A 21905-nucleotide genomic window follows, 5' to 3' on the forward strand; every position below is an offset into this window, starting at 1 on the left:
TGTCATTTTTATAACATGGAAAAACACCTATTCATATGAAGAAAAAATATACTTTTGTCGTAGCATTGCTTGGGTTTATAAACCTATCTGCTCAAGAGGTTTTATGGCAAAAAGACGTTCAGTCTTCCACACAAGATTTTTTAAACCAAGTAACCACTACTATAGATGGGCAGTATCTCATCTCTGGAAGTTCTATTCAATCCAATAACCACGATATTTCTGCCAAAAACCAAAACACTGGATACGATTTCCATTTGGTGAAACTAAACCAACAGGGCGAACGGGTTTGGGAAAAGTACTTTTCTGGAAAAAACCATGATTTTATCGGATCAACTGTTGCCACTCAAGAAGGAGGATTTATTGTTTCAGGAACCACTTATTCAAATGTGGGATTAGATAAAAAACAAGAATCTAATGGAGGATCAGATATTTGGTTGATTCGCCTCAATGAATTTGGAGATGAACTTTGGCAGAAAACCATAGGAACTAGCTCTGATGAAGAATCACGAGCAGTTATTCAAACAACGGATTTAGGTTTTGTTATTGCAGGAAATGTTCAAAATACTGCTAAGGGATATGGCTCCAAAGATGTCCTCATTATAAGACTGGATAAAAATGGAAAGGAACTTTCACAAATTATTTTGGGAGGTAAAGGCTTAGATGAAGTAGAAAAAATGATTCCCACCAAAGATGGAGGAGCATTACTTGGAATTTACTCCCGAAGTGATATAGGGGGTTCAAAAAAGGCTGAAAATAATGGAGAGGGAGATTATTGGATTGTTAAGATTTCGAAGGATAATAAGGTTGAGTGGGAGAAAAATTTTGGAGGAAACGGGGATGATCATTTGAGAACCATAGCTTTAACTTCAACGGGGTATATTATTGGAGGCGAAAGCCGTTCCGAAAAATCGGAAAATAAATCCGTAGGAATTGAAGAGGGAAGCGATTTGTGGCTTATCTCCATAAACGAAAAGGGCGAAGAGTTATGGCAAAAGTCTTACAATTTGGGTAATCGTGACCTACTGATGGGAATGAATGTGATTGACGATTTAAATACAGACAAGGGGATTTTACTTGGCGGATACTCCCAAGCGGAAGAAAGAATAAAAAATGAGGATGAAACTTTTTGGTTATTATACCTAGATAGTAATGGTAAAGAACAATGGAGAAAGTATGTCAAAGGAGAGTCCAAAAAGCGTCAGGAAAGACTTTCTGATTTGAAACTTAATAGGGATGGGACAATTGTATTAGCGGGAACCAGCGCAGAAGAATTGGGAAAAGAGAATTGGAAAATCGTAAAGCTAGGAGATAAACAAATTAATGATTTGATAGAAAAGCAGGATATCCGCATTTATCCTAATCCTGTATCAGATTATACCTATGTTGAAATAGGTTATGATTTTAAAGAAGCCGATATTTTGGTGTACGATATGGGTGGAAAACTTATTCAAAATGTACGTACTAAAAATAGAGTGACAAAAATCAACACCCAATCTCTAATTCAAGGAGCCTATTTGATAGCTATAAAAACAGATACCAATAAATCGGCAAATGCTAAAATAATTAAGAAATAATAAAAACAGAATGAAGATAAAAAGAATAATCCTAAGTGTATTTATTTGTGTTCTTGGAAACACAATACAAGCACAGCAACAAGTACAGGAGCTTAATTTTGGCGAATTTTCTAAACCTGTTCCATCAGTCTCGTCTTTATCTACTTATGTAAATACTCCTATGTCTATTGCAACTGGAATTCCAGAAATATCTCTCCCATTGGCAAGTATACCTACTTTTAACAAAGAATTAAAAGTAGGAGCATATTTATCATATCATGTTGGAAATGTAAATGAATCTGAGTCTGCAAGTGAAGTAGGTATAGGTTGGTCTTTACTAACTGGCGGAGTCATTTCTCGAGAGATAATTGGAGAAATTGATGAAAAATTTGATGATACCTCTGCTGCTGGTTATCAGAAAAATATTTTTGATGACTTTTATTATTATAGCTTTCCTGGGGGATCAGGTAAATTTAAAATAATAAGAAATACTACTGACAATACCTTTTCGATAGAAAACTTTTCCCCGAACCGAATAAAATTTGATTATACAAGAGAAAGTAATACTGCAACACTATTACTATCATCATTTACCCTTACTGATGAAAAAGGATTTAAGTACTTATTTAACGATTACAGTATTTCAACGTTTGCCACTGGCTTTAATGGTTCAACACTAAAACAATACAAATCGGCATTTTTTTTAACAAAAATATTAGACATAAATGGAGTGGAGTTGGTTAATTTTTCATATCAAAAGGATTCCAAATTTAAACCTAATACCACTCAACTTATATATAAGACCTGTAAATTAAAGAATATAGAGACTGTAAATTTTGGAAATATTTCCTTTGATTATAAGTACCCAGATATGGAAGGGACGATGAACGATCCTTATCGTTTAAACTCAGTTACAATAAAAGATAAGAATTTGAATGTAATTAACCAATATCTCTTCGAATATTCATCATTTGGCTTTAATTATGGTTATGAAATTCAAAATAAAAGAACGCTTCAAGCTATCAAAAAGACAAATAAAAACGGAAGTATTGTAGAAAAAACAACCTTTAATTATGATGGTTCTGGGTCATTAACTAACTATGCACCAGATATTTCTGTCCCTTATGGTGAGTACCTTTGTTCTAATACATATGCCGACCCAAAAAATAGAACCTTTGGAACATTGAGTAGAATAAATCTCCCAGCAGGTGGATTTATAGAGTATAATTATGAGGCCAATGAAGTTTTTCAAGATAAAAACACAAGTTATAATTTATCAGTATTAGATGGAAGTAGTTTTTCTGATCCGGAAATACAATTCATCAAAAATAAATCAGAAACCTATTTTGATACCAATCAAAATACCAGCTATCTATTTAGTGTAACAGGAGGAAACCAATTCCTTGGAAAACTTATATATATAAACTTTCAAGTAACCAATCTATATACCCTTAGTGGTAATTCATTAGATCCAATCTTAGACCCTGATGGAGATCCTTTTGTTAATTATACAATTAAAAAAGATGGACAGTTTATTTATGGTAGCTATTGTAACTATAATAATACAAATATCCAATCTTTCCAACTTCCAGCAGGGAATTATACCCTGCAAATTTATGGCACGGGAGGTCAGGGAATGTTTAATATTTATGAAATAAACAAACTTGCCCCTCCTTATAGAAATAGCACCACTTTTAATGCGGCAGGAGTTAGAATAAAAAGCATTAAAAATTATGATAATGCCTATGCTTATAATCCTCAAAATATAACCGAATATGAATATACTGACTTTGCTACCCCTATGAACTCAAGTGGTTTTAGTTTTAGTAATGAAGATAATGGAAACTCAAACGCGATGTATATGCCATATGTACTATATAAAAACGTAAAAGTTAAAGAAAATCAAAATGGATATACAAAATACTATTTCAAAGTACCAACAGATTATATTAATACTATAGGAATAAATGGAGTAATAGATCCTACATATATTCCAAGTTATAACTTGACTAAACAAGGAATTTTGGAAAAGAAAGAAGCGTTTGATTCACAAAACCGTTTAATTAGTAGCATGCAATTTGAATATACCTATGATACGGTTCCTAACGCTCCCGACTATGTTGTTTATGGCAATGTAAGATCTCGACCATCCTATATCAAATCCAATAAAACAGTGGAGAAGCTTTTTGACGACACTACACAAAATTATCTTGAAAGGAAATTAGAAAATACATATAGAACTAATAATTTTGAAATAGAGTACTCGAAAGACACCAACTCAGACGGTAAAACTTCTGAGACTTATTTTAAATACGCTACTGAAAAAGGAAATACCGCTTTAATAACTGCAAATGCACTTTCTACACCGTTAGAAATTGAAAGAAAAGTTAACGGAAAAACAATCGAAAAGACTGAGACAAAATTTGAAAACAGTTCACTTTTGTTGCCTAGTTCACAGGTTGATACAAATCCATTAGATAATACGGTAAGCAAATCCGTTAGGTATGATATTTATGATAGTAAAGGAAATCTACAACAGTTTACAACAAATATTGACTCGTCTGACAAAGGATATCCTGTAACCATTATTTGGGGGTACAATCAAACATTACCCATTGCAAGAATTGAAGGAGCTACACTTTCAAATATAGGCACATTGGCCAATGATATGATTGCAAAATCTAATTTGGATACCAGTGAAGCAGCTGAAAAAACGTTAATGATAGCTATGGATGTCTTTCGAAATCAAGCATCGCTTACTAATTTTATGATTACAACCTATACCTACGATCCAATGATTGGTGTAACCACAGTAACACCTCCTTCTGGGATGAGGGAAATTTACAAATATGACGTTAATAATAAACTCACCGCTGTTGTTGATGTAAATGGGAATATACTGAAAGAAGTAAAAAGTAATTATAAACAACTACCATAACTATTGCAATTATATACTATGAAAAAAATAATATTATTATATAGTCTGTTTTTTTGTGCTTTAGTTCATTCACAAACATTAACAACAACCGAAAACTATACCTATACTCGAACCTACTTAGAAGCAGTAACCAACGAAACTCCTTCTGCAAAACAAGTTGAAGAGGTAAACTACTTTGATGGATTGGGAAGGGCAAAGCAAACCGTATCAATCAAAAATTCTGTTTCTGGGAAAGATATTGTAGTTCCCATAAATTACAAGAATGGGAAACAACAAAAATCGTATCTCCCTATAGCTGTAAATACACTATCAGGAGCATACCAAAGTACTGTGGATTCTACTGCTGTAAATACGTATTATGGGGTATCAAATGCCTATTCAGAGGTATTGTTAGAGAAATCTCCACTTGGAAGAGTTTTGAAAGTTGCTAATCCTGGTACGGATTGGGCAATAAATACCTCAAATACGGTAAAGTATGAATATAAATTTAATTCATCTAATGAAGTTAAAAGATTAAAAGCAACTACTACATGGAATACAACCAAACAAATGAATGATGTTTCCATAGATTTTGCTCCAAATGACAATTACACCACAAATGGCTTTTACAACCAAAATACACTCCACAAAAAAATAGTAAAAGATGAGGATAACAAAGAAACCCAAGTCTTCGCTACTTCTGATGGAAAACCAGTTCTTGTTCGTAAAATAAATAAAAAAGACAATGGTAGTATAGAATACATAGACACCTATTATGTTTATGACGAATTTGATAATCTTGTTTTGGTTATACCTCCTAAAGCAGCAAAGTTTAATACAATAGCAGAGCTATCTTCAAAAATTGATAAATTATGCTATCAATATCGATATGATAAATATAATCGACTGGTAGAAAAACGCATGCCAAGCAAAAAAAATTGGGAGTATTTAATTTATGACAATCAAGGGAGACCTGTACTTTCACAAGATGCTAATCAGAATGGAACGCAATGGTCTTTTGTGAAGTATGATGTGTTTGACAGAATAGCATATACGGGATTATTTAGTAGTACACAGTCGAGAACGACATTGCAACAAGCAGTACTATCGGCTACTAACTCCCAAAATAATGAAAACCGCACAACAACGGCTTTGGCATTGAACGGGCAAAACATTTATTATACCAATACTGCGTTTCCCAACTCCGGACTTACGGTACAAATGGTACATTATTATGATGATTATCCAACAGGTTCAGTAGCAAAACCTACCACAGTACAAGGAGTAACAACACTAAACGCAACGGCTACTTCCATTACTTCCAATGGCTATACCTCTAGCAGAAGTACAAAAGGATTACCCACAGTAAGTCTAATAAAAAATACAGACACCAATAATTGGACAACAGCACATATATGGTATGATACCAAAGGACGTGTGATGGGCACCCATTCTGTAAATGCTCTTGGTGGATATACCAAAACGGAGTCTGTGTTAGATTTCGTAGGAACTACATTAGAATTTTATACCTATCATAAAAGACTAACAAGCAGCGTAGAACTAAAGATAAAAGACCGATTTGTTTACAATAGTAAAAATATGCTGCTACAGCACTTTCAGCAAATTCTAAACAATGGAAGTGGTGGCGTTGTAGCCGAAGAACTTTTATCGGATTATATGTATAATGATTTAGGACAATTAACCAACAAGAAAGTAGGAAATAATCTACAGAGCATAGATTATACCTACAATATTCGTGGCTGGATGACGGGGATTAACGCAAATAACATTACTAATCTTGGCAATAAGCTCTTTGCGTACAAAATAAAATATAACCAAAGAGATGGAGCAGAAACCCCTAATTCAACATACAGTACACAAAAAGTTAAACCTAATTACAACGGTAACATTACCGAAATCGATTGGAAAACAGCGGGCTCACAAAGTGATGGAAAACTAAGGCGTTACGGTTTTGTATATGATGAACTCAATAGATTAAGAGCAGGTTTTTATCAGGATCCTAATAACCCATACAGCAGAGAATATTCCGAATATTTAGAATATGACGAGAACGGGAATATATCCAAGCTTAATAGAACCGGGAAATGGGAAGTCTCTACACCAGTGGTAATGGATGACCTTACCTATAATTACTCGGCAGACGATAATACCCTTACTTCTATTACAGAATCTGGTGCAGGAAATGCCCTTAGTGGATACCTTCTTGGCGCAGGTACAGGAGCCACCTTTGGATACGATAACAACGGAAACCAAACTTCTAATTTGGACAAAGGTGTTACAGGAATTACCTATAATTTCCTGAATCTTCCAATGGCAATAACTACCAATAACGGACAAAATGTTTCCTACCAATATAGAGCAGATGGCACAAAGATAAAAAAAGTGGTAGGAAGCAAAACCATCGATTATTTGGACGGATTTGTTTATGAAACCGTATCCAGTACTACTACATTACAGTTTTATCCCAATGCAGAAGGATACTATGATTTTAAAAACGCCAAGTATATTTACAATTACAAAGACCACCTAGGAAATGTAAGACTAAGCTATACCAAAAACAGCAGCGGAGCAGCGGTAGTGCTAGAAGAAAACAACTATTATCCTTTTGGGCTGAAGCACGATGGGTACAACACGGGGAATACAGGCAACCCATCGTATACCCATAAGTATAATGGAAAAGAATTGCAGGAAAACGGCATGCTAGATTACGGCTGGCGTAACTACCAACCCGAGCTGGGAAGATGGTTTGGCATAGATCAGTTGGCAGAGCAGTATCACACGACCAGTCCTTATGCCTATGTAGCCAATAATCCCATAAATATGTTTGATCCCGATGGAAGAGCAAATGAGGATTGGTTATCCGAAATGCCACAATGGTTTCAGGATATGTGGAATGCAACACCATGGGGAACTAACTCCCATTGGCAGGCGGTAACACAAAGTCTTGATGCTGGAGGAAGTTCTGGTGGTGGTGGCGGAGGTTTTGTTGCTACCAATCATTGGACAGGAAGTTATAGCTCTATGAATCCTGGCGGAACCTATAATTCTATTGGAGGCAGTGGAAGTTTGGTAGGCAGTTATGTTAATTTTTCTGGAGGTTTTCATCATGCAGGAGGTAATGTAAGTTATGCAAATGGTGGTTTTTATTACAACTGGTGGACTGGTGGCGGTAGCATACCAGGAGGAATGGATTTGGGGACTTGGCATAGAAAGTTTGTGAGTTTTCCTTCAAATAAAGAAATAACTCCTTGGCAATTAGGGGTAGAGTGGCTTTCAGGTGAAGGTCCCAGACATAGAGACTTTACAAATGGAGATTTAATGACAGAAATGTTAAGACAGCATAGTCATGTACAAAACACCAGAGATATTATACTATCTAAAATATCATCAGGACAAAGTCATTTAGAGGGTTCAAATTCGTATAAACTAGGAGGAATTAAGGGAGTTGGGCTTTATCTTAAAGATTATTCAACGTTATTAACAGGCGGATTAACAGGAAACTTAGCGGTAACCTATTTAGGGTCTTATAATTTAGAGTATACAGCAGCGGCTTATAATAATACTGTGGTTGTATCGTTTAGTGTTGAAAATTCCTCTACAATGCAGTCAGCATCTCGCCCTCCCGTTCTTGGTTATCTTCCTATTTGGCAACAAACAGTAGGGCAATATATTAATGAACAATTTAAAACAGGTTGGGGCTCTAAAACCACCCAATCGTTTCACTGGACAGAAGTGTTGTATTTAAAATGAAAACAAAATTAAATTACGTATTATTAATAGCATTACATATGTTATATAATTGTGGTGGCTCTCAGCCTAAAAGAAATGACATTATTGGTATTTGGAAATCTTCTGATAATTCCTATATTGAACTAAATGAAAATGGAACCTGCCTCTTGAAAGGTATTGATTACTATAAAATCAGTAGCTTTCCAAAAAATAAAAATAGAAAATTAGATGTGGGAGGAACTTGGCAGTTTACAGAAAATGCGGAAAGTGGTATTATTGATAATTTAGATTCTGGAATTATAATAGAGTATAGTTTACCTGAGGGAATAAAAGGGGAAATTTTATTTTATATTTCAGGAAAAGGTATTAAAGGGAACAATCCTCCTTGGCATCTTTTTATATGGGATGGTGATCCTGACGAAATGCAGAAGTATGAGTTTATAAAAGATAAGTAGTCATTCCTTAATACAACACCGAATATTTAACCTCCCTTTTTTTCGTTCGAAAATATGACAAGAGGGATAAAATTTAACCAGATGGAAGAGCAAATGAGGATTGGTTATCTGATATGCCGGACTGGTTTAAGGATATGTGGAATGCTACACCGTGGGGAACCAACTCCCATTGGAAGGCTATTGATGCAGGAGGAAGTACAGGAGGTGATGGTGGAGGTTTTGTCGCTACCAATCATTGGACAGGAAGTTATAGTTCTATGAATCCTGTCGGAACCTATAATTCTATTGGAGGCAGTGGAAGTTTGGTAGGCAGTTATGTTAATTTTTCTGGAGGTTTTCATCATGCAGGAGGTAATGTAAGTTATGCAAATGGTGGTTTTTATTATAACTGGTGGACTGGTGGCGGTAGCATACCAGGAGGTATGGATTTAGGGACTTGGCATAGAAAGTTTGTGAGTAATTCAGATTTTGGGACTTCTAAAAACCAACAGGGGAAATGGCAAGATCCTGAATGGGCAAGATCATTTGACAAATGGATGGGAGAACATTTCTATGCAGAAGCTTCGGGAGCATTAAGACATGGCACCTATGCGGATCTTATGCTTAAAAATGGTCTTGGATTTTCTATAGGTGCATATCATGAAGATTCGGTTACAATCTCAGGTGGTGTAAAGACTGATAAAACAACAAAATATACTGCGGGTATAGCTTATGGTGTTGGAATTAAATGGACTTATGATGTCTATAGTGAAGCTAATCAAATATCTATTGGAGCAGCAACATTTACTGCAGACATTACTAGAAATAATATCTTTGTAGGATGGAATCCTAATTTGTCAGTAGGATTAGGACTTGGAGGGGAAGGAGGATTTAAAATAGGTCTTAATTTTAAAACAGATAATTGGTTTAATTATGATAATTGGTAAATATTATTAAGAAAAATTATATGAGATATGGAAAAAGTATCAAGTAAATTAACATATTTAAATAAGGTGTTAATAATTAGAGGATTATTAGTGTATTGGGGGTTGATTTTGTTAATATTTTTTATTTTTAAATTAAATAAAGAATTTTTATATCCATTTTTTTTAATCTCAATTCCTTTTATTTTAGGTTGGTTAATGGTGGGTAGAAAGCTAAAAACTGTTCTAAAAGATGGAGATAGTTTAGTGGTTGATGATAAAATAATAAAATTTAATTATATCACTTCAATTAGTATTTATCTTTTTCCCCCTTTTTATCAAATACATTATAAAATTGAAAACAAAGAGGAAAATATTATTTTTCTTCCGAAATTTTATATGTTACTTGTTAAACCTAAAGTTGTTAAGGAAATTGAAAATTTTTTAAAAAAATAAAAAATACTAATTCCTAGTCGTTTCTATTATTGGTTTTGGTGGTGGTTTTACTGCTGGAAGCGCAACGTTTAACACCAACTCCTATGGAACAGGTGGATTTTCTTATACCTACGGGGGAGAAAAATATATTTACCTTCCTACTTTATACCTTACAGGGAAAAGTTCTACTTGGGGAAGCCAGATGCAAAACCATTTTAATAATTTTGTGACTAATGCATGGAATGGAACACTACCAAGTAATGGAACTATTGATGCAATCATTAATAATAAATATTATGGTCTTGGCTCTCTTGGTCTAGATTAAGCAATAGCAAAAACTGGATCATATCTCACAAAAGCATTAGAAACAAAATCATCAGTTAGTTTTACTGTTTTAAATGAATATGCAAAGCCAGCTTTTAGGACTAATGTTGCAGGATCTATGCTTGGGACTTCCAAAGTAGAAAAGTTTGCAAGTGGATTGAAAGTTGCAGGAAATGTTTTGGCGGGAGTTGGTGTAGCGGTAAGTGCTTATCAATATTCCTCAGGGCAAATTTCTGGATTAGAATTTGGTGTGGACACGGCCGTAACAATTATAGGTTTTATGGGACCTGTAGGTGCTGGTTTTTCACTTGTATATTTTGGGGCAAAAGCAATTTCGGAATATAATGGCTATCAATGGTTTGATAAACCTTAATTTAAAATAGAATATAAATGAAAAGATTTTTCAATTACATCATATTTCACATATATACTTTTCAAAAAAGAGTTGGAAATGAAGATATTTTCCCTATTTCAATTTCGATGATATTAACCATTTTAGCTTGTTTTTTGTTTTACATTATTGATATTATTTTATTCGTTTATTATGATTCTGAAATTATTAAGCTTTCCAAAATTCAAATCATATTGATAATGGCCGTAATATTTATGCCCATTTATTTATACATACGAAAGAAACATTATTTAGAATATAATTTTAAAGAATCTAAAAAAGGTTATTTTTATTTTATTTTTCTCGTAGTAATTATATATACAATGTTTGTATATTTTGCGAATAAAAGCAGAAATAAAATATTTGAAGAACAGGGATATACCAAAGAACAAATTGAAAATGGAGGTAAAAAGCCTTTTAATCCTAATGAAAAACCAAAATCATTAGAAGGAGATATCCGGTTATGGTATTATAATACTTTTGAAAAAAAAGATAGTGCAAATTAAATGAAATTAAAATTTAAAAAAGTTAATAAAGCACCTCTGATACTTATCTTGGGGATTTGTGTATTATTTTTGCCTTTCCTGTTTGTAACAGGAACCAGAATAATAGAAAAAAAGCAATATATATGGTTAATATATTTTGAACTTTTAATGTTATTCACAATATTTTTCTTATGGTATAAGATATATTTTGAAATGATATTCGCGGAGATAAAGAATAATGTTTTGTTTTATTTGTTAGACGATGGAAATGTAAAAACTTCTACAGCTGTAAATCTTGGTCTTTTAACAGTAGGTTTAGCTTTTCCTGTTACTGCACCATTTGTTTTAGCATATGGTGTTTTAGATTATACTTTTGATATTGGAGATAAACTAGATGCTCAATTTGGTGGTATAAATACACATATCTATGATTAAATCAATAATAAAACAGTGGCTATTCATTAATTACTGTGGACAGAAGATAGGACAATTTAAAGGTGCAGATTTAAAGGAGTCGTTACTTAATATTACTACTTCCAATATTTCGTATCTTGTTTATGGAATTATATTACTTATATATGCATTACTTGGTTTCAAAAGTGTATTGTTTTTTATGGTCATAGCTGTTCCCTTTGAGTTTTTGGTTACCAGACGATTAATAAAAAAGTATATTTTGACAATTTTTTCTACGCAAGAACTGGAAAGTCTTTATAAGGTAACTCCTCAATGGAAAAGAATACTGTTTTTTATTTTGGCAATTTTCATTGTAATATGTAGTGTTGCTCTTTTTATATTGATACTTTCAAGTGCAAGATTTTTTAAATGATTAAATGTTTATGCTGCCCCCAAAAAATCGTACAATTTTTACAAATCAATTATTAATTAAAAGGATAAGTCAATAATGTTATTTTTGAATCCATAAGAAGGTTTTTTGTTTTACAACCTCTAAGATAATTAGAGTTACTTAAATACCTTCTTATTTCTTCTATTTAGGACGGGATTGAAGGTGCAACTGATAAAAATGGGCTAACAGCAGGTGATGTTGTTAAAGTTGGAATAGGATTGGTAACAACTTTTACCCCATATGGATGGGTATATGGCGCAATAGATTTGACAGTTGGCTTAACTACAGGTACTACATTGACAGATAGAATTGGAGCAGGTATTGATAATACAATTTTAGGAAGATGGTAATTATTAGAAAAATTAAGAATTTATTTGATTATATGTATTATCGTATTTATAAATTTTATTATAAATGGGATAAAGATACTGGCATTACAGCTGCAATAGGATTAAGTATGTTTCAATCCACATCATTAGCCGTTATAATAATATTATTTATTAAAATTTTATATAATAAATCTGAAATGGTAGGCAACTCAAAAAACATATCGTTAGGTTGGGGGTTGATATTTTTAGTGCTAACTTTTATTAACGATGAAATTTATTCAACAAAAGTTAAAAAAAATCTTGAAAACAAATGGAAACAAGAATTAAGTGAAATTAAAAAAAAACGAGGTTGGTTAATTTTTTCACTTTTATTATTTCCGTTGCTTATTCTTTTAATTTTAGGTATTTTGAATAAATATTGATTTTATTGATGCTACAGGGAGTCACCGAATATTAAACCTCCCCTATTTTCGTTCGAAAATAAGACAAGAGATATAAAAATTTAACCACGCTTTTTGGGCGTGGTTTTTTTGTTAATTTTGTGTATGTAAATTTTTAGACTATGGATTATAATACCATTATGCTTATAGACCCCGATGGTAGGTTTGTCTCACAAAAGAAAATAGTCCGATTTATAGGGGCCTAGATCATTATTCCGGATGGGAGTATGTAGACGGAATAAATTTTGGAGATTGGCATAATTTTGCGAGTGGTGCCCAGTTTAGTGCTTTTGTACAATATGTCGCAGCCAATGGTGGCGGTGGCGGCGGATTTGGAGGTGGTTCTGGTGTTGGTTCTGGTGTTGGTTCTGGTGCTGCATCTGGTAGTTTCGGTTATAATGGCGGAAATTTTGGAAGCGGTAATGATGGTCTCAACACTATCGATATACCTGAAGTTATTGTTAGAGGAAAAGGTTGGGGACAACAATTGCAAGATCATTTTAATGCTTTTATGCATGATTGGAATTCTAAGTATGGGAATGATAAATACGGATGGGATTATGCTGCTGATAGATTATGGAATACTGCAAAACTAGCAGCCAACTCTACTGATTTTGTACATAGTGGTATGGCAGCAGCAAGCTATAGTAAATACGGTTGGTTAGATGCTAAAGGAAATTACCATAGGATGAGTGAACTAGCAAAGCAAGCTAATGGTAAATTTTTAAGAGGAGTACAAGGAAAAAGAATATCTGCTGCTTCTGCAAAAGCATTTTCAGGATCATTAGGAAAAATAGCAAAAAAAGCGGGAGTTATTGGAACTGCATTAGATATTGTGGAAATAGCATCCGATAGAAAAGTAACTTATGGAGAAGTAGCAAAATTGGGTATCAACGCTGTAGCAGCAGCATCGGGTCCTATTGGTTGGATATGGATCGGTGCAGATATTGGTATTGCATTTTTTAATGATGGTAAAGGGCTAAACGATATGATAGCTGAAGAAATTGATGCATCAACTGGAGGAACTACAATTTTAAATTATTAATTATGTACAAAATAAGTAAATTTTTCAAGTATATATATTGGTTAGGAGCTAAGGTTCAATACAAATATTTTAGAGAAAGTGGAGAAAATGGGATTTTTTTATTAACCAATATTTTTATTTTTTCTTTGGCAACATTTTTTTTTCTTTTATATGATGGTACATATGAAGTAACAACTAGTTTAAAATTTATTATTGTTTTTGTAACCTTAATAATATATTATATCATTGGTAAGTTGTTTAAAGGAGTACCCATCAAGGACAATGAGGATTTCAAAAATATTTCTGAAAGTAAAAGAATCTTTCATACAATTTTATTGTATTTAGCTTGGGGCATATTATTTTTTTCTCTTTTATATGCGATAAATATTTGACATTTAAGTTCTTTTCGTTGGATACGCATTAAAAGGTTGGGGACAACAATTGCAAGATCATTTTAATGCTTTTATGAATGAGTGGAATTCTAAACATGGGAATAGTGTTGATTTTGGTAATGTTTTTCATGGTAGTGCTTACGGAACTGGTTATGGACTTAATTATGTGGGAGATAATATTTTGGGAACTAGGGGGAAATTTGGCGGAGCGACTCCAGGAACATCTATAGCATCACAATATTTTAGAAACACAAGCTGGGCAAACAATAAAGTTCCTAAACCTTATCAAAGATTGTTATTTACTAAAGGATTTAAACGACCTAATTCAAGAACTTGGGGGGCTTTTGCAGGGAGAGCAACATCTAATCTTGGTCGTGGTGTTGTAGCAATTTCAGCGGGAATGTCTATTTATAATGTAGCAACGGCAGATAATACGGCTTTAGCTGTATCAAAAGAAGCAGGAGGTTGGGCAGGCGCTTATGTTGGAGCACAAATGGGAGCAGAATTAGGTACTACTATTGGTTCTTTATTCCCTGGAGCAGGAACATTGATTGGCGGAGTCGTTGGCGGTGTTATTGGCGGAGCTATCGGATATAGCTACGGTTCGGATTTTGGAGAGACTATATATTATGATTTTTAATAGTTGATTTATGGAGCTGACGTTAGAAAACTTAGTTTTTTTTATTAAAAAAGAAATACGCGAAGAGAAAGAAATTTTGTCAAAGGACAGATTAATGGAAGACCTAAATATAGATGGGGATAATGCAGTTAATTTATTACATTACCTAGAAAATGAGTTTAATGTATCTTTTAAAGATTTTGATTTTAAAAAACATTTTTTAGAAGAATGGGAGTTACGTCGTCTGTCTATTAAAAAATATCTAATTAATGAGCCAAAACAAAGAAAAATAGAAGAACTAACAGTTCGGGAGCTATACAACTATATGTTAAAGCATAAAAGTAATTTTATGGAGCTAACATTAGAAAATTTGATTTCTTTCATAAAAAAAGAAATATATGAAGAGGATGAAATTTCACCACAAAATACATTACTGACAGACTTGGGAATAGACGGAGATGATGCTGTTGAATTATTAATAAATTTACAAAAGAGCTTCAATGTGTCCTTTGAAAGTTTTAATTTTAATAATTACTTTTGTGGAGAAGGCTTTAGTTTGTTTAGTTTTTCAACCATTTTTAAAACTCTATTAGGCAAACCCATAGAAATAAAACAAGAATTAACAATCCAAGAATTGTATGATTATATGGTAGCCCATAAAAAGTAATAATGTCTCAAGGTAATGTTCCAAATTTAGTGATATTTAATTTTAAAAATTTAATTGATTGATTTTCAATACAAATTAAAAATTCAATATATAAAAACGAGAGTGAGATAACCTTGCTCTTGCTACAATAGAAGTTCTTTAAAATAGAAATTACGGCTGGCGAAACTACCAACCCGAGCTGGGAAGATGGTTTGGCATAGATCAGTTGGCAGAAAAGTACCATAGCTTTAGTCCCTATGCGTATGTGGTTAATAATCCCATCATGATGATTGATCCCGATGGAAGATATACCTCGCAAATACAAAGCCTTAAAGACTCTATGCCCAATATTTATTCCGGATGGGAGTATGTAGACGGAATAAATTTTGGAGATTGGCATAATTTTGCGAGTGGTGCCCAGTTTAGTGCTTTTGTACAATATGTCGCAGCCAATGGTGGCGGTGGAGGAAGTAGCGGAACATCTGGAAACAGTTCTGCACTGCTCAGTACAATGTTAGGTCTTGGTGCAGGAACATGGACCAATACGGGATATGGTTTTGAAAGTAATGATCATATAGCTCTAGGATATGACGGAAGTTATTTAAGCCTCAACACACTTCTAGATGGTTACATCAATATCCCTGAAGTTGTTCTCACAGGAAACAGTTCTACTTGGGGAAGCCAGATGCAAAACCATTTTAATAATTTTGTGACTAATGCATGGAATGGAACACTACCAAGTAATGGAACTATTGATGCAATCATTAATAATAAATATTATGGTCTTGGCTCTCTTGGTCTAGATCAAGCAATAGCAAAAACTGGATCATATCTCACAAAAGCATTAGAAACAAAATCATCAGTTAGTTTTACTGTTTTAAATGAATATGCAAAGCCAGCTTTTAGGACTAATGTTGCAGGATCTATGCTTGGGACTTCCAAAGTAGAAAAGTTTGCAAGTGGATTGAAAGTTGCAGGAAATGTTTTGGCGGGAGTTGGTGTAGCGGTAAGTGCTTATCAATATTCCTCAGGGCAAATTTCTGGATTAGAATTTGGTGTGGACACGGCCGTAACAATTATAGGTTTTATGGGACCTGTAGGTGCTGGTTTTTCACTTGTATATTTTGGGGCAAAAGCAATTTCGGAATATAATGGCTATCAATGGTTTGATAAACCTTAATTTAAAATAGAATATAAATGAAAAGATTTTTCAATTACATCATATTTCACATATATACTTTTCAAAAAAGAGTTGGAAATGAAGATATTTTCCCTATTTCAATTTCGATGATATTAACCATTTTAGCTTGTTTTTTGTTTTACATTATTGATATTATTTTATTCGTTTATTATGATTCTGAAATTATTAAGCTTTCCAAAATTCAAATCATATTGATAATGGCCGTAATATTTATGCCCATTTATTTATACATACGAAAGAAACATTATTTAGAATATAATTTTAAAGAATCTAAAAAAGGTTATTTTTATTTTATTTTTCTCGTAGTAATTATATATACAATGTTTGTATATTTTGCGAATAAAAGCAGAAATAAAATATTTGAAGAACAGGGATATACCAAAGAACAAATTGAAAATGGAGGTAAAAAGCCTTTTAATCCTAATGAAAAACCAAAATCATTAGAAGGAGATATCCGGTTATGGTGTAATCTTCCCATTCTTAGTAACACTCAAAAGTAGAGATTTTATTTAATATTTCTGTTGTTGGTGTTGAATAATTTTGTTGAAATGTGGGAAAATCTGCTGGATTGGTGTGGCTGATTTTTCCATATTTCAATAAAAAATCCCTCGGTGTGAGATATTGCAATGCACTGTGTGGTCTTTCGTTGTTGTATTTCCACATCCATATTTCTGCGTAATTTCTCATTTGTTTCACGCTTTCAAACAAATATACATCCAAAAACTCTGTTCTAAATGTTCTATTAAACCGCTCAATAAGAGAGTTTTGAGTAGGTTTTCCCGGTTGGATAAAATGCAACTCAATTTCGTGATATTGACACCAAGTTTTTAATTTTTCTGAAATAAATTCCGGTCCGTTATCCACTCGTATTTTGTCCGGTTTCCCTCGCCATTCGATGAGTTCTTCCAGCTTGGTAATTACTTTTGCAGAAGGTAAACTCGTATCAATACTTATTTGTAAAATTTCTCTGTTAAAATCATCTATAATGTTCAAACTTCTCACGCTATTGCCGTTTTCCAAAGTGTCATGCATAAAATCCATACTCCATGTTACATTTGGATAAATCGGACGCAGAAGCGGTTCTTTCACTCTTGCAGGTAGCCTTTTCTTTCTCTTGCTTCTTAAATTTAGATTCATCGAAGTGTAGATTCTGTAAATCCGTTTATGATTCCACCAAAACCCCATGTTTTTCAAGCGATAACGCATTGTCCAAAATCCCCAAGTATGTTCTTGTTCGGCCAATAACCGAAGTTCTTCACGGATGAGATCATCTTGAGAATCTATCCTCTTTTTATAGTACATAACCGAATAACTCAGCCCGAAACAACCGCATGCCTTCCTTATGCTTATCTTGTGGGTTTCTTTGGCATATACTACCATTTCTCGCTTTTCGGAAGGCGTTAAAGCTTTTTTTCTATAACATCTTTTAAAACAGTGTTCTCCAAAGTTAGTTCTGCGACAATTTTTTTATATTGTGACAGCTGTTTCTCAAACTCTTTGAGTTGTGCCAGTTGGTGCGTATCCATACCACCGTATTTACTTTTCCATTTGTAAAAAGTAGGTTGGCTGATACCGTAATCTCGGCAAATCTCGTTTACCGTTTTTCCTTGATTTTGTTCAGATAAGATCTTCACAATCTGAACCTCTGTAAATTTGCTCTGTTTCATATTTCCCAAAGTTAAAAACTATATTTATATTCGTTTCTGTTTTTGGGGAAGACTACAATGGTATTATAATACTTTTGAAAAAAAAGATAGTGCAAATTAAATGAAATTAAAATTTAAAAAAGTTAATAAAGCACCTCTGATACTTATCTTGGGGATTTGTGTATTATTTTTGCCTTTCCTGTTTGTAACAGGAACCAGAATAATAGAAAAAAAGCAATATATATGGTTAATATATTTTGAACTTTTAATGTTATTCACAATATTTTTCTTATGGTATAAGATATATTTTGAAATGATATTCGCGGAGATAAAGAATAATGTTTTGTTTTATTTGTTAGACGATGGAAATGTAAAAACTTCTACAGCTGTAAATCTTGGTCTTTTAACAGTAGGTTTAGCTTTTCCTGTTACTGCACCATTTGTTTTAGCATATGGTGTTTTAGATTATACTTTTGATATTGGAGATAAACTAGATGCTCAATTTGGTGGTATAAATACACATATCTATGATTAAATCAATAATAAAACAGTGGCTATTCATTAATTACTGTGGACAGAAGATAGGACAATTTAAAGGTGCAGATTTAAAGGAGTCTTTACTTAATATTACTACTTCCAATATTTCATTTGTTGTTTACGGAATTATATTACTTATATATGCATTACTTGGTTTCAAAAGTGTATTGTTTTTTATGGTCATAGCTGTTCCCTTTGAGTTTTTGGTTACCAGAAGATTAATAAAAAGGTATATTTTGACAATTTTTTCTATGCAAGAATTGGAAAGTCTTTATAAGGTAACCCCTCAATGGAAAAGAATACTGTTTTTTATTTTGGCAATTTTCATTGTAATATGTAGTGTTGCTCTTTTTATATTGATACTTTCAAGTGCAAGATTTTTTAAATGATTAAATGTTGTATCCGCATATGCGGGGCCTGTTGGCTGGATTTGGATGGGCGCAGATATTGGGGTTGCATTTTTTAATGATGGGAAGGGTCTAAATGATATGATAGCTGAGGAAATCGATAATAGTTTAGGAAATAATGCAACATTAATTAAATTTTAATTTACACATGGAAAAAATTAAAAAAGTATTTAGATATATTTATTGGATATTTGCACATCAGAATTACAGGATTTTTGGGGAGAGCGGAGATAATGGGGTGTATGTTATCGCCATTTTTATAATGTCCATAATATTTTTTTTATTTTCTGTAATTAGGGTACTACTCTTTGATAACGAAAGTTTCACAGATGTTTCCGGTTATAATTTTAAAAATATTTTTAAATTATCATTTTTAATTATCGGATTTACAATATATTATGTTGTAAGAAAGAAAACTAAACATATTCCAATAAAAAATAATCCAGAATTTTTAAACATAAGTAAAAAGAAAAGGATATTCCATACTATTATATTTTTCATATTATGGCTGTTTTCTGCAGTTTCTTTTGTCTTTATATTGAACCTTGCAAACCAATGATATTGTATCAAAGTTCGCAGCTTTAAATATAAATCCTTTTTAAAATATGAAAAAAATTAAAAAATTTTTCAGATACATTTATTGACTTGGAGCCAACGTACAATATTAATACTTTGGTGAGAGTGGAGAAAATGGTATATATATAATAGTAATGTTAGTAATTACATTTTTATTAAATATTTTTGCTTTTTTAAGAGTTCTAATTTATGGACATATTAGTTTAGGAAAAACATCAGTAGTTGAAAAATTGATAGTTGTTTTTAGTGTTTTATTATTGAACTTGTTTAAAGTAAAAAAATCGATAAATACTTGTAAAAAAAGGCATCAATTACTTGTTTAAAAGACTGGTGCTCAACATTATTACAAATCAATTATTAATTAAAAGGATAAGTCAATAATGTTATTTTTGAATCCATAAGTAGGTTTTTTTTGTTTTACAACCTCTAAGATAATTAGAGTTACTTAAATACCTTCTTATTTCTTCTATTTAGGACGGGATTGATCCAAGTGCAATTCAAAATTTCACTTGGATGCATCTGCCCATTTTTCGAAAAATTCTTTCACTTTATCCACACTGTATCCTTTGCCTTCCTCGAAACCAGAACTCTCTTGTACATGGATCATTTCTCCGTTTTTATTCAGAATAATAAATACAGGATATCCGTATTTTTCTCCTGGATTACCGTACTTTTCGAATAGTGCTTCATTTTTATTATCCGGAGACCAGTTGAGGTGATAGTACAAGAAATGCTTATCCACAAATGATTTTAACTCTGGAGTATCTTGAACAAATTGGTTAAAGCGCAGACACCAAATGCACCAGTTACCCCCGGCTTGCACGATGATATTCTTATTTTCAGCTTGAGCTTTTTCTATCAATTTCGACAATTCAACCTCTGCATTTTCTTTGGGATTATACGGTTTTATCAACCTCGCTTTTTCAGCTTCTAGAGCTTTCTTTTTCTCGGCAACCGACAATTCTACTTTTTTTTCATCTTTCTTTTTCTGAGCCTGAACCGACAAGCCTAGCATGACGAAAGAAAGAACAGCTAATTTTAAAACAGTATTTTTCATAATTTTTTATTTTTTTTAACAAGACCAAAAGTACAATTTAAAAAGAATTTAAACTTTGGTATGATGGATAATTCTTTAAATTTGCAATTGCATATGAAATTATTGTTCCAAATTGTTTTACTGATCTCCAGATTGCCGTTAAAAATTCATTATTTTTTTTCGGACTTTCTATTTTACACCAATTATTATTTGGTAGGTTATCGTAAAAAAGTGGTGTACAACAACTTGAAAAACTCTTTTCCTGAAAAGTCAGACCAAGAACTAAAATCCGTTAGTAAAGCTTTTTTTAGAAATTTCACCGATTATCTTGTAGAAACGGTGAAATCCTTTACCATTTCTTCAAATGAACTTAGAGTTCGAGTTCAGCACATCAACCAAGAGGTTTTTCATCAAGCAAAATCCGAAGGGAAAAATATCATTTTACTTACAGGTCATGTATTCAACTGGGAGTGGTTCAATGCTTTATCTACAATTTTACCTCAAAAAAACACCTATGCTGTTTACAGAAAAGTGAACAATTCTTTTTGGGAAGATCAGATAAAAAAAATCCGTGGAAACTACGGAAACCAAGCGATTGAAGCCAACGATGTACTAAAACACATTTTTAGAAACACCAACGACGGCAATTCGGTCTACATGTTTGTTGCCGATCCCAGTCCGCATGTGGATATGGTCGATTATGGCGTGAATTTCCTGAACCAAAGGACTCCTGCTTTTATCGGTTACGACAAATTGGCAACCCGAATGGATTATCACTTTATCTATTGTGATATGAAAAAGGTGAAGCGAGGCTATTATCAAGTCAATTATTATCGAATTTTCCCGGATGGCGAAAAATTTAAAGAATTTGAAGTGGTCAATAAATTCCACAGAATGTTAGAAGCAACCATTAGAAAAAATCCGGACAATTACCTGTGGAGCCATAGAAAATGGAAATACCAACACGCCATCAAAAGAATGGAAAATCTAAACTAA

General features: G+C 32.8%; 24 protein-coding genes. 20 read left to right on the forward strand and 4 right to left on the reverse strand.

Annotated elements, in window-relative coordinates; translation table 11 throughout:
• The first annotated feature begins 35 nt into the window (after nucleotides 1-35).
• The 10 genes from H9Q20_RS02100 to H9Q20_RS02145 all read left to right on the forward strand — a co-directional run bounded on the left by H9Q20_RS02100 (nucleotide 36) and on the right by H9Q20_RS02145 (nucleotide 12807).
• Nucleotides 36-1574, forward strand: coding sequence for a T9SS type A sorting domain-containing protein (locus H9Q20_RS02100; RefSeq protein WP_187478177.1), 1539 nt, complete (start codon nucleotides 36-38; stop codon nucleotides 1572-1574).
• A gap of 10 nt (nucleotides 1575-1584) precedes the next feature.
• Nucleotides 1585-4491: a hypothetical protein gene (locus H9Q20_RS02105; RefSeq protein ID WP_187478178.1), complete on the forward strand. Its 2907-nt coding sequence runs from the start codon at nucleotides 1585-1587 to the stop codon at nucleotides 4489-4491.
• A gap of 18 nt (nucleotides 4492-4509) precedes the next feature.
• The gene (locus H9Q20_RS02110) at nucleotides 4510-8241 is read left to right on the forward strand and encodes a DUF6443 domain-containing protein (protein ID WP_187478179.1); all 3732 of its coding nucleotides are present in this window, start codon (nucleotides 4510-4512) and stop codon (nucleotides 8239-8241) included.
• Nucleotides 8238-8675: a hypothetical protein gene (locus H9Q20_RS02115; protein ID WP_187478180.1), complete on the forward strand. Its 438-nt coding sequence runs from the start codon at nucleotides 8238-8240 to the stop codon at nucleotides 8673-8675. Before H9Q20_RS02110 ends, H9Q20_RS02115 begins: the two co-directional genes overlap by 4 nt.
• A 113-nt stretch (nucleotides 8676-8788) precedes the next feature.
• Nucleotides 8789-9601, forward strand: coding sequence for a hypothetical protein (locus H9Q20_RS02120; RefSeq protein ID WP_187478181.1), 813 nt, complete (start codon nucleotides 8789-8791; stop codon nucleotides 9599-9601).
• 27 nt (nucleotides 9602-9628) lie between these two features.
• Complete coding sequence (locus H9Q20_RS02125; protein ID WP_187478182.1) at nucleotides 9629-10033, forward strand: hypothetical protein; 405 nt, start codon at nucleotides 9629-9631, stop codon at nucleotides 10031-10033.
• Between the two features lie 421 nt (nucleotides 10034-10454).
• A complete protein-coding gene (locus tag H9Q20_RS02130) occupies nucleotides 10455-10709 on the forward strand; it encodes a hypothetical protein (RefSeq protein ID WP_187478183.1) in 255 nt (84 codons plus the stop codon).
• A gap of 17 nt (nucleotides 10710-10726) precedes the next feature.
• Nucleotides 10727-11233 (forward strand): hypothetical protein, encoded by a 507-nt coding sequence (locus tag H9Q20_RS02135; protein ID WP_187478184.1) that lies wholly within the window; start codon nucleotides 10727-10729, stop codon nucleotides 11231-11233.
• Nucleotides 11234-11647: a hypothetical protein gene (locus H9Q20_RS02140; protein WP_187478185.1), complete on the forward strand. Its 414-nt coding sequence runs from the start codon at nucleotides 11234-11236 to the stop codon at nucleotides 11645-11647.
• A 752-nt stretch (nucleotides 11648-12399) separates the two neighbouring features.
• The gene (locus tag H9Q20_RS02145) at nucleotides 12400-12807 is read left to right on the forward strand and encodes a hypothetical protein (protein WP_124642237.1); all 408 of its coding nucleotides are present in this window, start codon (nucleotides 12400-12402) and stop codon (nucleotides 12805-12807) included.
• A 220-nt stretch (nucleotides 12808-13027) separates the two neighbouring features.
• Here the strand turns inward: H9Q20_RS02145 and H9Q20_RS02150 are convergent, their stop codons facing one another.
• Nucleotides 13028-13342, reverse strand: a complete 315-nt coding sequence (locus H9Q20_RS02150; RefSeq protein ID WP_187478186.1) for a hypothetical protein — start codon at nucleotides 13340-13342, stop codon at nucleotides 13028-13030.
• On the opposite strand from H9Q20_RS02150, the gene H9Q20_RS02155 reads away from it, so the two are divergent.
• The 6 genes from H9Q20_RS02155 (at nucleotide 13337) to H9Q20_RS02180 (ending at nucleotide 17207) form a co-directional block, all read left to right on the forward strand.
• A complete protein-coding gene (locus tag H9Q20_RS02155) occupies nucleotides 13337-13870 on the forward strand; it encodes a hypothetical protein (protein WP_187478187.1) in 534 nt (177 codons plus the stop codon). The two genes, H9Q20_RS02150 and H9Q20_RS02155, sit on opposite strands and share 6 nt — an antisense overlap.
• 2 nt (nucleotides 13871-13872) lie before the next feature.
• Nucleotides 13873-14241: a hypothetical protein gene (locus tag H9Q20_RS02160; RefSeq protein WP_187478188.1), complete on the forward strand. Its 369-nt coding sequence runs from the start codon at nucleotides 13873-13875 to the stop codon at nucleotides 14239-14241.
• Between the two features lie 73 nt (nucleotides 14242-14314).
• Nucleotides 14315-14881, forward strand: a complete 567-nt coding sequence (locus tag H9Q20_RS02165; protein WP_187478624.1) for a hypothetical protein — start codon at nucleotides 14315-14317, stop codon at nucleotides 14879-14881.
• Between the two features lie 10 nt (nucleotides 14882-14891).
• Entirely contained in the window at nucleotides 14892-15527 is a 636-nt protein-coding gene (locus H9Q20_RS02170; RefSeq protein ID WP_187478189.1) for a DUF1493 family protein, read from the forward strand.
• Between the two features lie 205 nt (nucleotides 15528-15732).
• Nucleotides 15733-16686: a hypothetical protein gene (locus H9Q20_RS02175; protein WP_262385562.1), complete on the forward strand. Its 954-nt coding sequence runs from the start codon at nucleotides 15733-15735 to the stop codon at nucleotides 16684-16686.
• A gap of 17 nt (nucleotides 16687-16703) precedes the next feature.
• Nucleotides 16704-17207 (forward strand): hypothetical protein, encoded by a 504-nt coding sequence (locus H9Q20_RS02180; RefSeq protein ID WP_187478190.1) that lies wholly within the window; start codon nucleotides 16704-16706, stop codon nucleotides 17205-17207.
• On the opposite strand, the gene H9Q20_RS02185 is transcribed toward H9Q20_RS02180, so the two are convergent.
• A complete protein-coding gene (locus H9Q20_RS02185) occupies nucleotides 17188-18087 on the reverse strand; it encodes an IS3 family transposase (protein ID WP_187478576.1) in 900 nt (299 codons plus the stop codon). The genes H9Q20_RS02180 and H9Q20_RS02185 overlap by 20 nt on opposite strands.
• Nucleotides 18088-18107: 20 nt before the next feature.
• Nucleotides 18108-18374, reverse strand: coding sequence for a transposase (locus H9Q20_RS02190; protein ID WP_187477476.1), 267 nt, complete (start codon nucleotides 18372-18374; stop codon nucleotides 18108-18110).
• A gap of 100 nt (nucleotides 18375-18474) precedes the next feature.
• On the opposite strand from H9Q20_RS02190, the gene H9Q20_RS02195 reads away from it, so the two are divergent.
• The 3 genes from H9Q20_RS02195 to H9Q20_RS02205 all read left to right on the forward strand — a co-directional run bounded on the left by H9Q20_RS02195 (nucleotide 18475) and on the right by H9Q20_RS02205 (nucleotide 19856).
• A complete protein-coding gene (locus tag H9Q20_RS02195; RefSeq protein WP_187478185.1) occupies nucleotides 18475-18888 on the forward strand; it encodes a hypothetical protein in 414 nt (137 codons plus the stop codon).
• Nucleotides 18881-19279: a hypothetical protein gene (locus H9Q20_RS02200; RefSeq protein ID WP_187478191.1), complete on the forward strand. Its 399-nt coding sequence runs from the start codon at nucleotides 18881-18883 to the stop codon at nucleotides 19277-19279. The genes H9Q20_RS02195 and H9Q20_RS02200 overlap by 8 nt, the downstream gene beginning before the upstream one ends.
• Nucleotides 19280-19445: 166 nt before the next feature.
• Nucleotides 19446-19856: a hypothetical protein gene (locus H9Q20_RS02205; protein WP_124642235.1), complete on the forward strand. Its 411-nt coding sequence runs from the start codon at nucleotides 19446-19448 to the stop codon at nucleotides 19854-19856.
• Nucleotides 19857-20378: 522 nt separating this feature from the next.
• Here H9Q20_RS02205 and H9Q20_RS02210 read toward each other — a convergent pair.
• Nucleotides 20379-20930, reverse strand: coding sequence for a thioredoxin family protein (locus tag H9Q20_RS02210; RefSeq protein WP_187478192.1), 552 nt, complete (start codon nucleotides 20928-20930; stop codon nucleotides 20379-20381).
• 93 nt (nucleotides 20931-21023) lie between these two features.
• Between H9Q20_RS02210 and H9Q20_RS02215 the strand changes: the two genes are divergently transcribed.
• A complete protein-coding gene (locus tag H9Q20_RS02215) occupies nucleotides 21024-21905 on the forward strand; it encodes a lysophospholipid acyltransferase family protein (RefSeq protein WP_164472027.1) in 882 nt (293 codons plus the stop codon).

The organism is Amniculibacterium sp. G2-70, from assembly GCF_014353055.1.
Lineage (GTDB): Bacteria > Bacteroidota > Bacteroidia > Flavobacteriales > Weeksellaceae > Amniculibacterium > Amniculibacterium aquaticum.

Coding starts and splice junctions, on each gene's coding strand:
- H9Q20_RS02210 (WP_187478192.1), bottom strand. CDS start 20,930: ATGAAAAATACTGTTTTAAAATTAGCTGTTCTTTCTTTCGTCATGCTA.
- H9Q20_RS02105 (WP_187478178.1), top strand. CDS start 1,585: ATGAAGATAAAAAGAATAATCCTAAGTGTATTTATTTGTGTTCTTGGA.
- H9Q20_RS02160 (WP_187478188.1), top strand. CDS start 13,873: ATGTACAAAATAAGTAAATTTTTCAAGTATATATATTGGTTAGGAGCT.
- H9Q20_RS02150 (WP_187478186.1), bottom strand. CDS start 13,342: ATGCATAAAAGCATTAAAATGATCTTGCAATTGTTGTCCCCAACCTTT.
- H9Q20_RS02125 (WP_187478182.1), top strand. CDS start 9,629: ATGGAAAAAGTATCAAGTAAATTAACATATTTAAATAAGGTGTTAATA.
- H9Q20_RS02100 (WP_187478177.1), top strand. CDS start 36: ATGAAGAAAAAATATACTTTTGTCGTAGCATTGCTTGGGTTTATAAAC.
- H9Q20_RS02135 (WP_187478184.1), top strand. CDS start 10,727: ATGAAAAGATTTTTCAATTACATCATATTTCACATATATACTTTTCAA.
- H9Q20_RS02110 (WP_187478179.1), top strand. CDS start 4,510: ATGAAAAAAATAATATTATTATATAGTCTGTTTTTTTGTGCTTTAGTT.
- H9Q20_RS02155 (WP_187478187.1), top strand. CDS start 13,337: ATGCATGATTGGAATTCTAAGTATGGGAATGATAAATACGGATGGGAT.
- H9Q20_RS02190 (WP_187477476.1), bottom strand. CDS start 18,374: ATGAAACAGAGCAAATTTACAGAGGTTCAGATTGTGAAGATCTTATCT.
- H9Q20_RS02120 (WP_187478181.1), top strand. CDS start 8,789: ATGCCGGACTGGTTTAAGGATATGTGGAATGCTACACCGTGGGGAACC.
- H9Q20_RS02140 (WP_187478185.1), top strand. CDS start 11,234: ATGAAATTAAAATTTAAAAAAGTTAATAAAGCACCTCTGATACTTATC.
- H9Q20_RS02145 (WP_124642237.1), top strand. CDS start 12,400: ATGGTAATTATTAGAAAAATTAAGAATTTATTTGATTATATGTATTAT.
- H9Q20_RS02130 (WP_187478183.1), top strand. CDS start 10,455: ATGCTTGGGACTTCCAAAGTAGAAAAGTTTGCAAGTGGATTGAAAGTT.
- H9Q20_RS02185 (WP_187478576.1), bottom strand. CDS start 18,087: ATGGTAGTATATGCCAAAGAAACCCACAAGATAAGCATAAGGAAGGCA.
- H9Q20_RS02170 (WP_187478189.1), top strand. CDS start 14,892: ATGGAGCTGACGTTAGAAAACTTAGTTTTTTTTATTAAAAAAGAAATA.
- H9Q20_RS02165 (WP_187478624.1), top strand. CDS start 14,315: ATGAATGAGTGGAATTCTAAACATGGGAATAGTGTTGATTTTGGTAAT.
- H9Q20_RS02215 (WP_164472027.1), top strand. CDS start 21,024: ATGAAATTATTGTTCCAAATTGTTTTACTGATCTCCAGATTGCCGTTA.
- H9Q20_RS02115 (WP_187478180.1), top strand. CDS start 8,238: ATGAAAACAAAATTAAATTACGTATTATTAATAGCATTACATATGTTA.
- H9Q20_RS02205 (WP_124642235.1), top strand. CDS start 19,446: ATGGAAAAAATTAAAAAAGTATTTAGATATATTTATTGGATATTTGCA.
- H9Q20_RS02180 (WP_187478190.1), top strand. CDS start 16,704: ATGAAAAGATTTTTCAATTACATCATATTTCACATATATACTTTTCAA.
- H9Q20_RS02195 (WP_187478185.1), top strand. CDS start 18,475: ATGAAATTAAAATTTAAAAAAGTTAATAAAGCACCTCTGATACTTATC.
- H9Q20_RS02200 (WP_187478191.1), top strand. CDS start 18,881: ATGATTAAATCAATAATAAAACAGTGGCTATTCATTAATTACTGTGGA.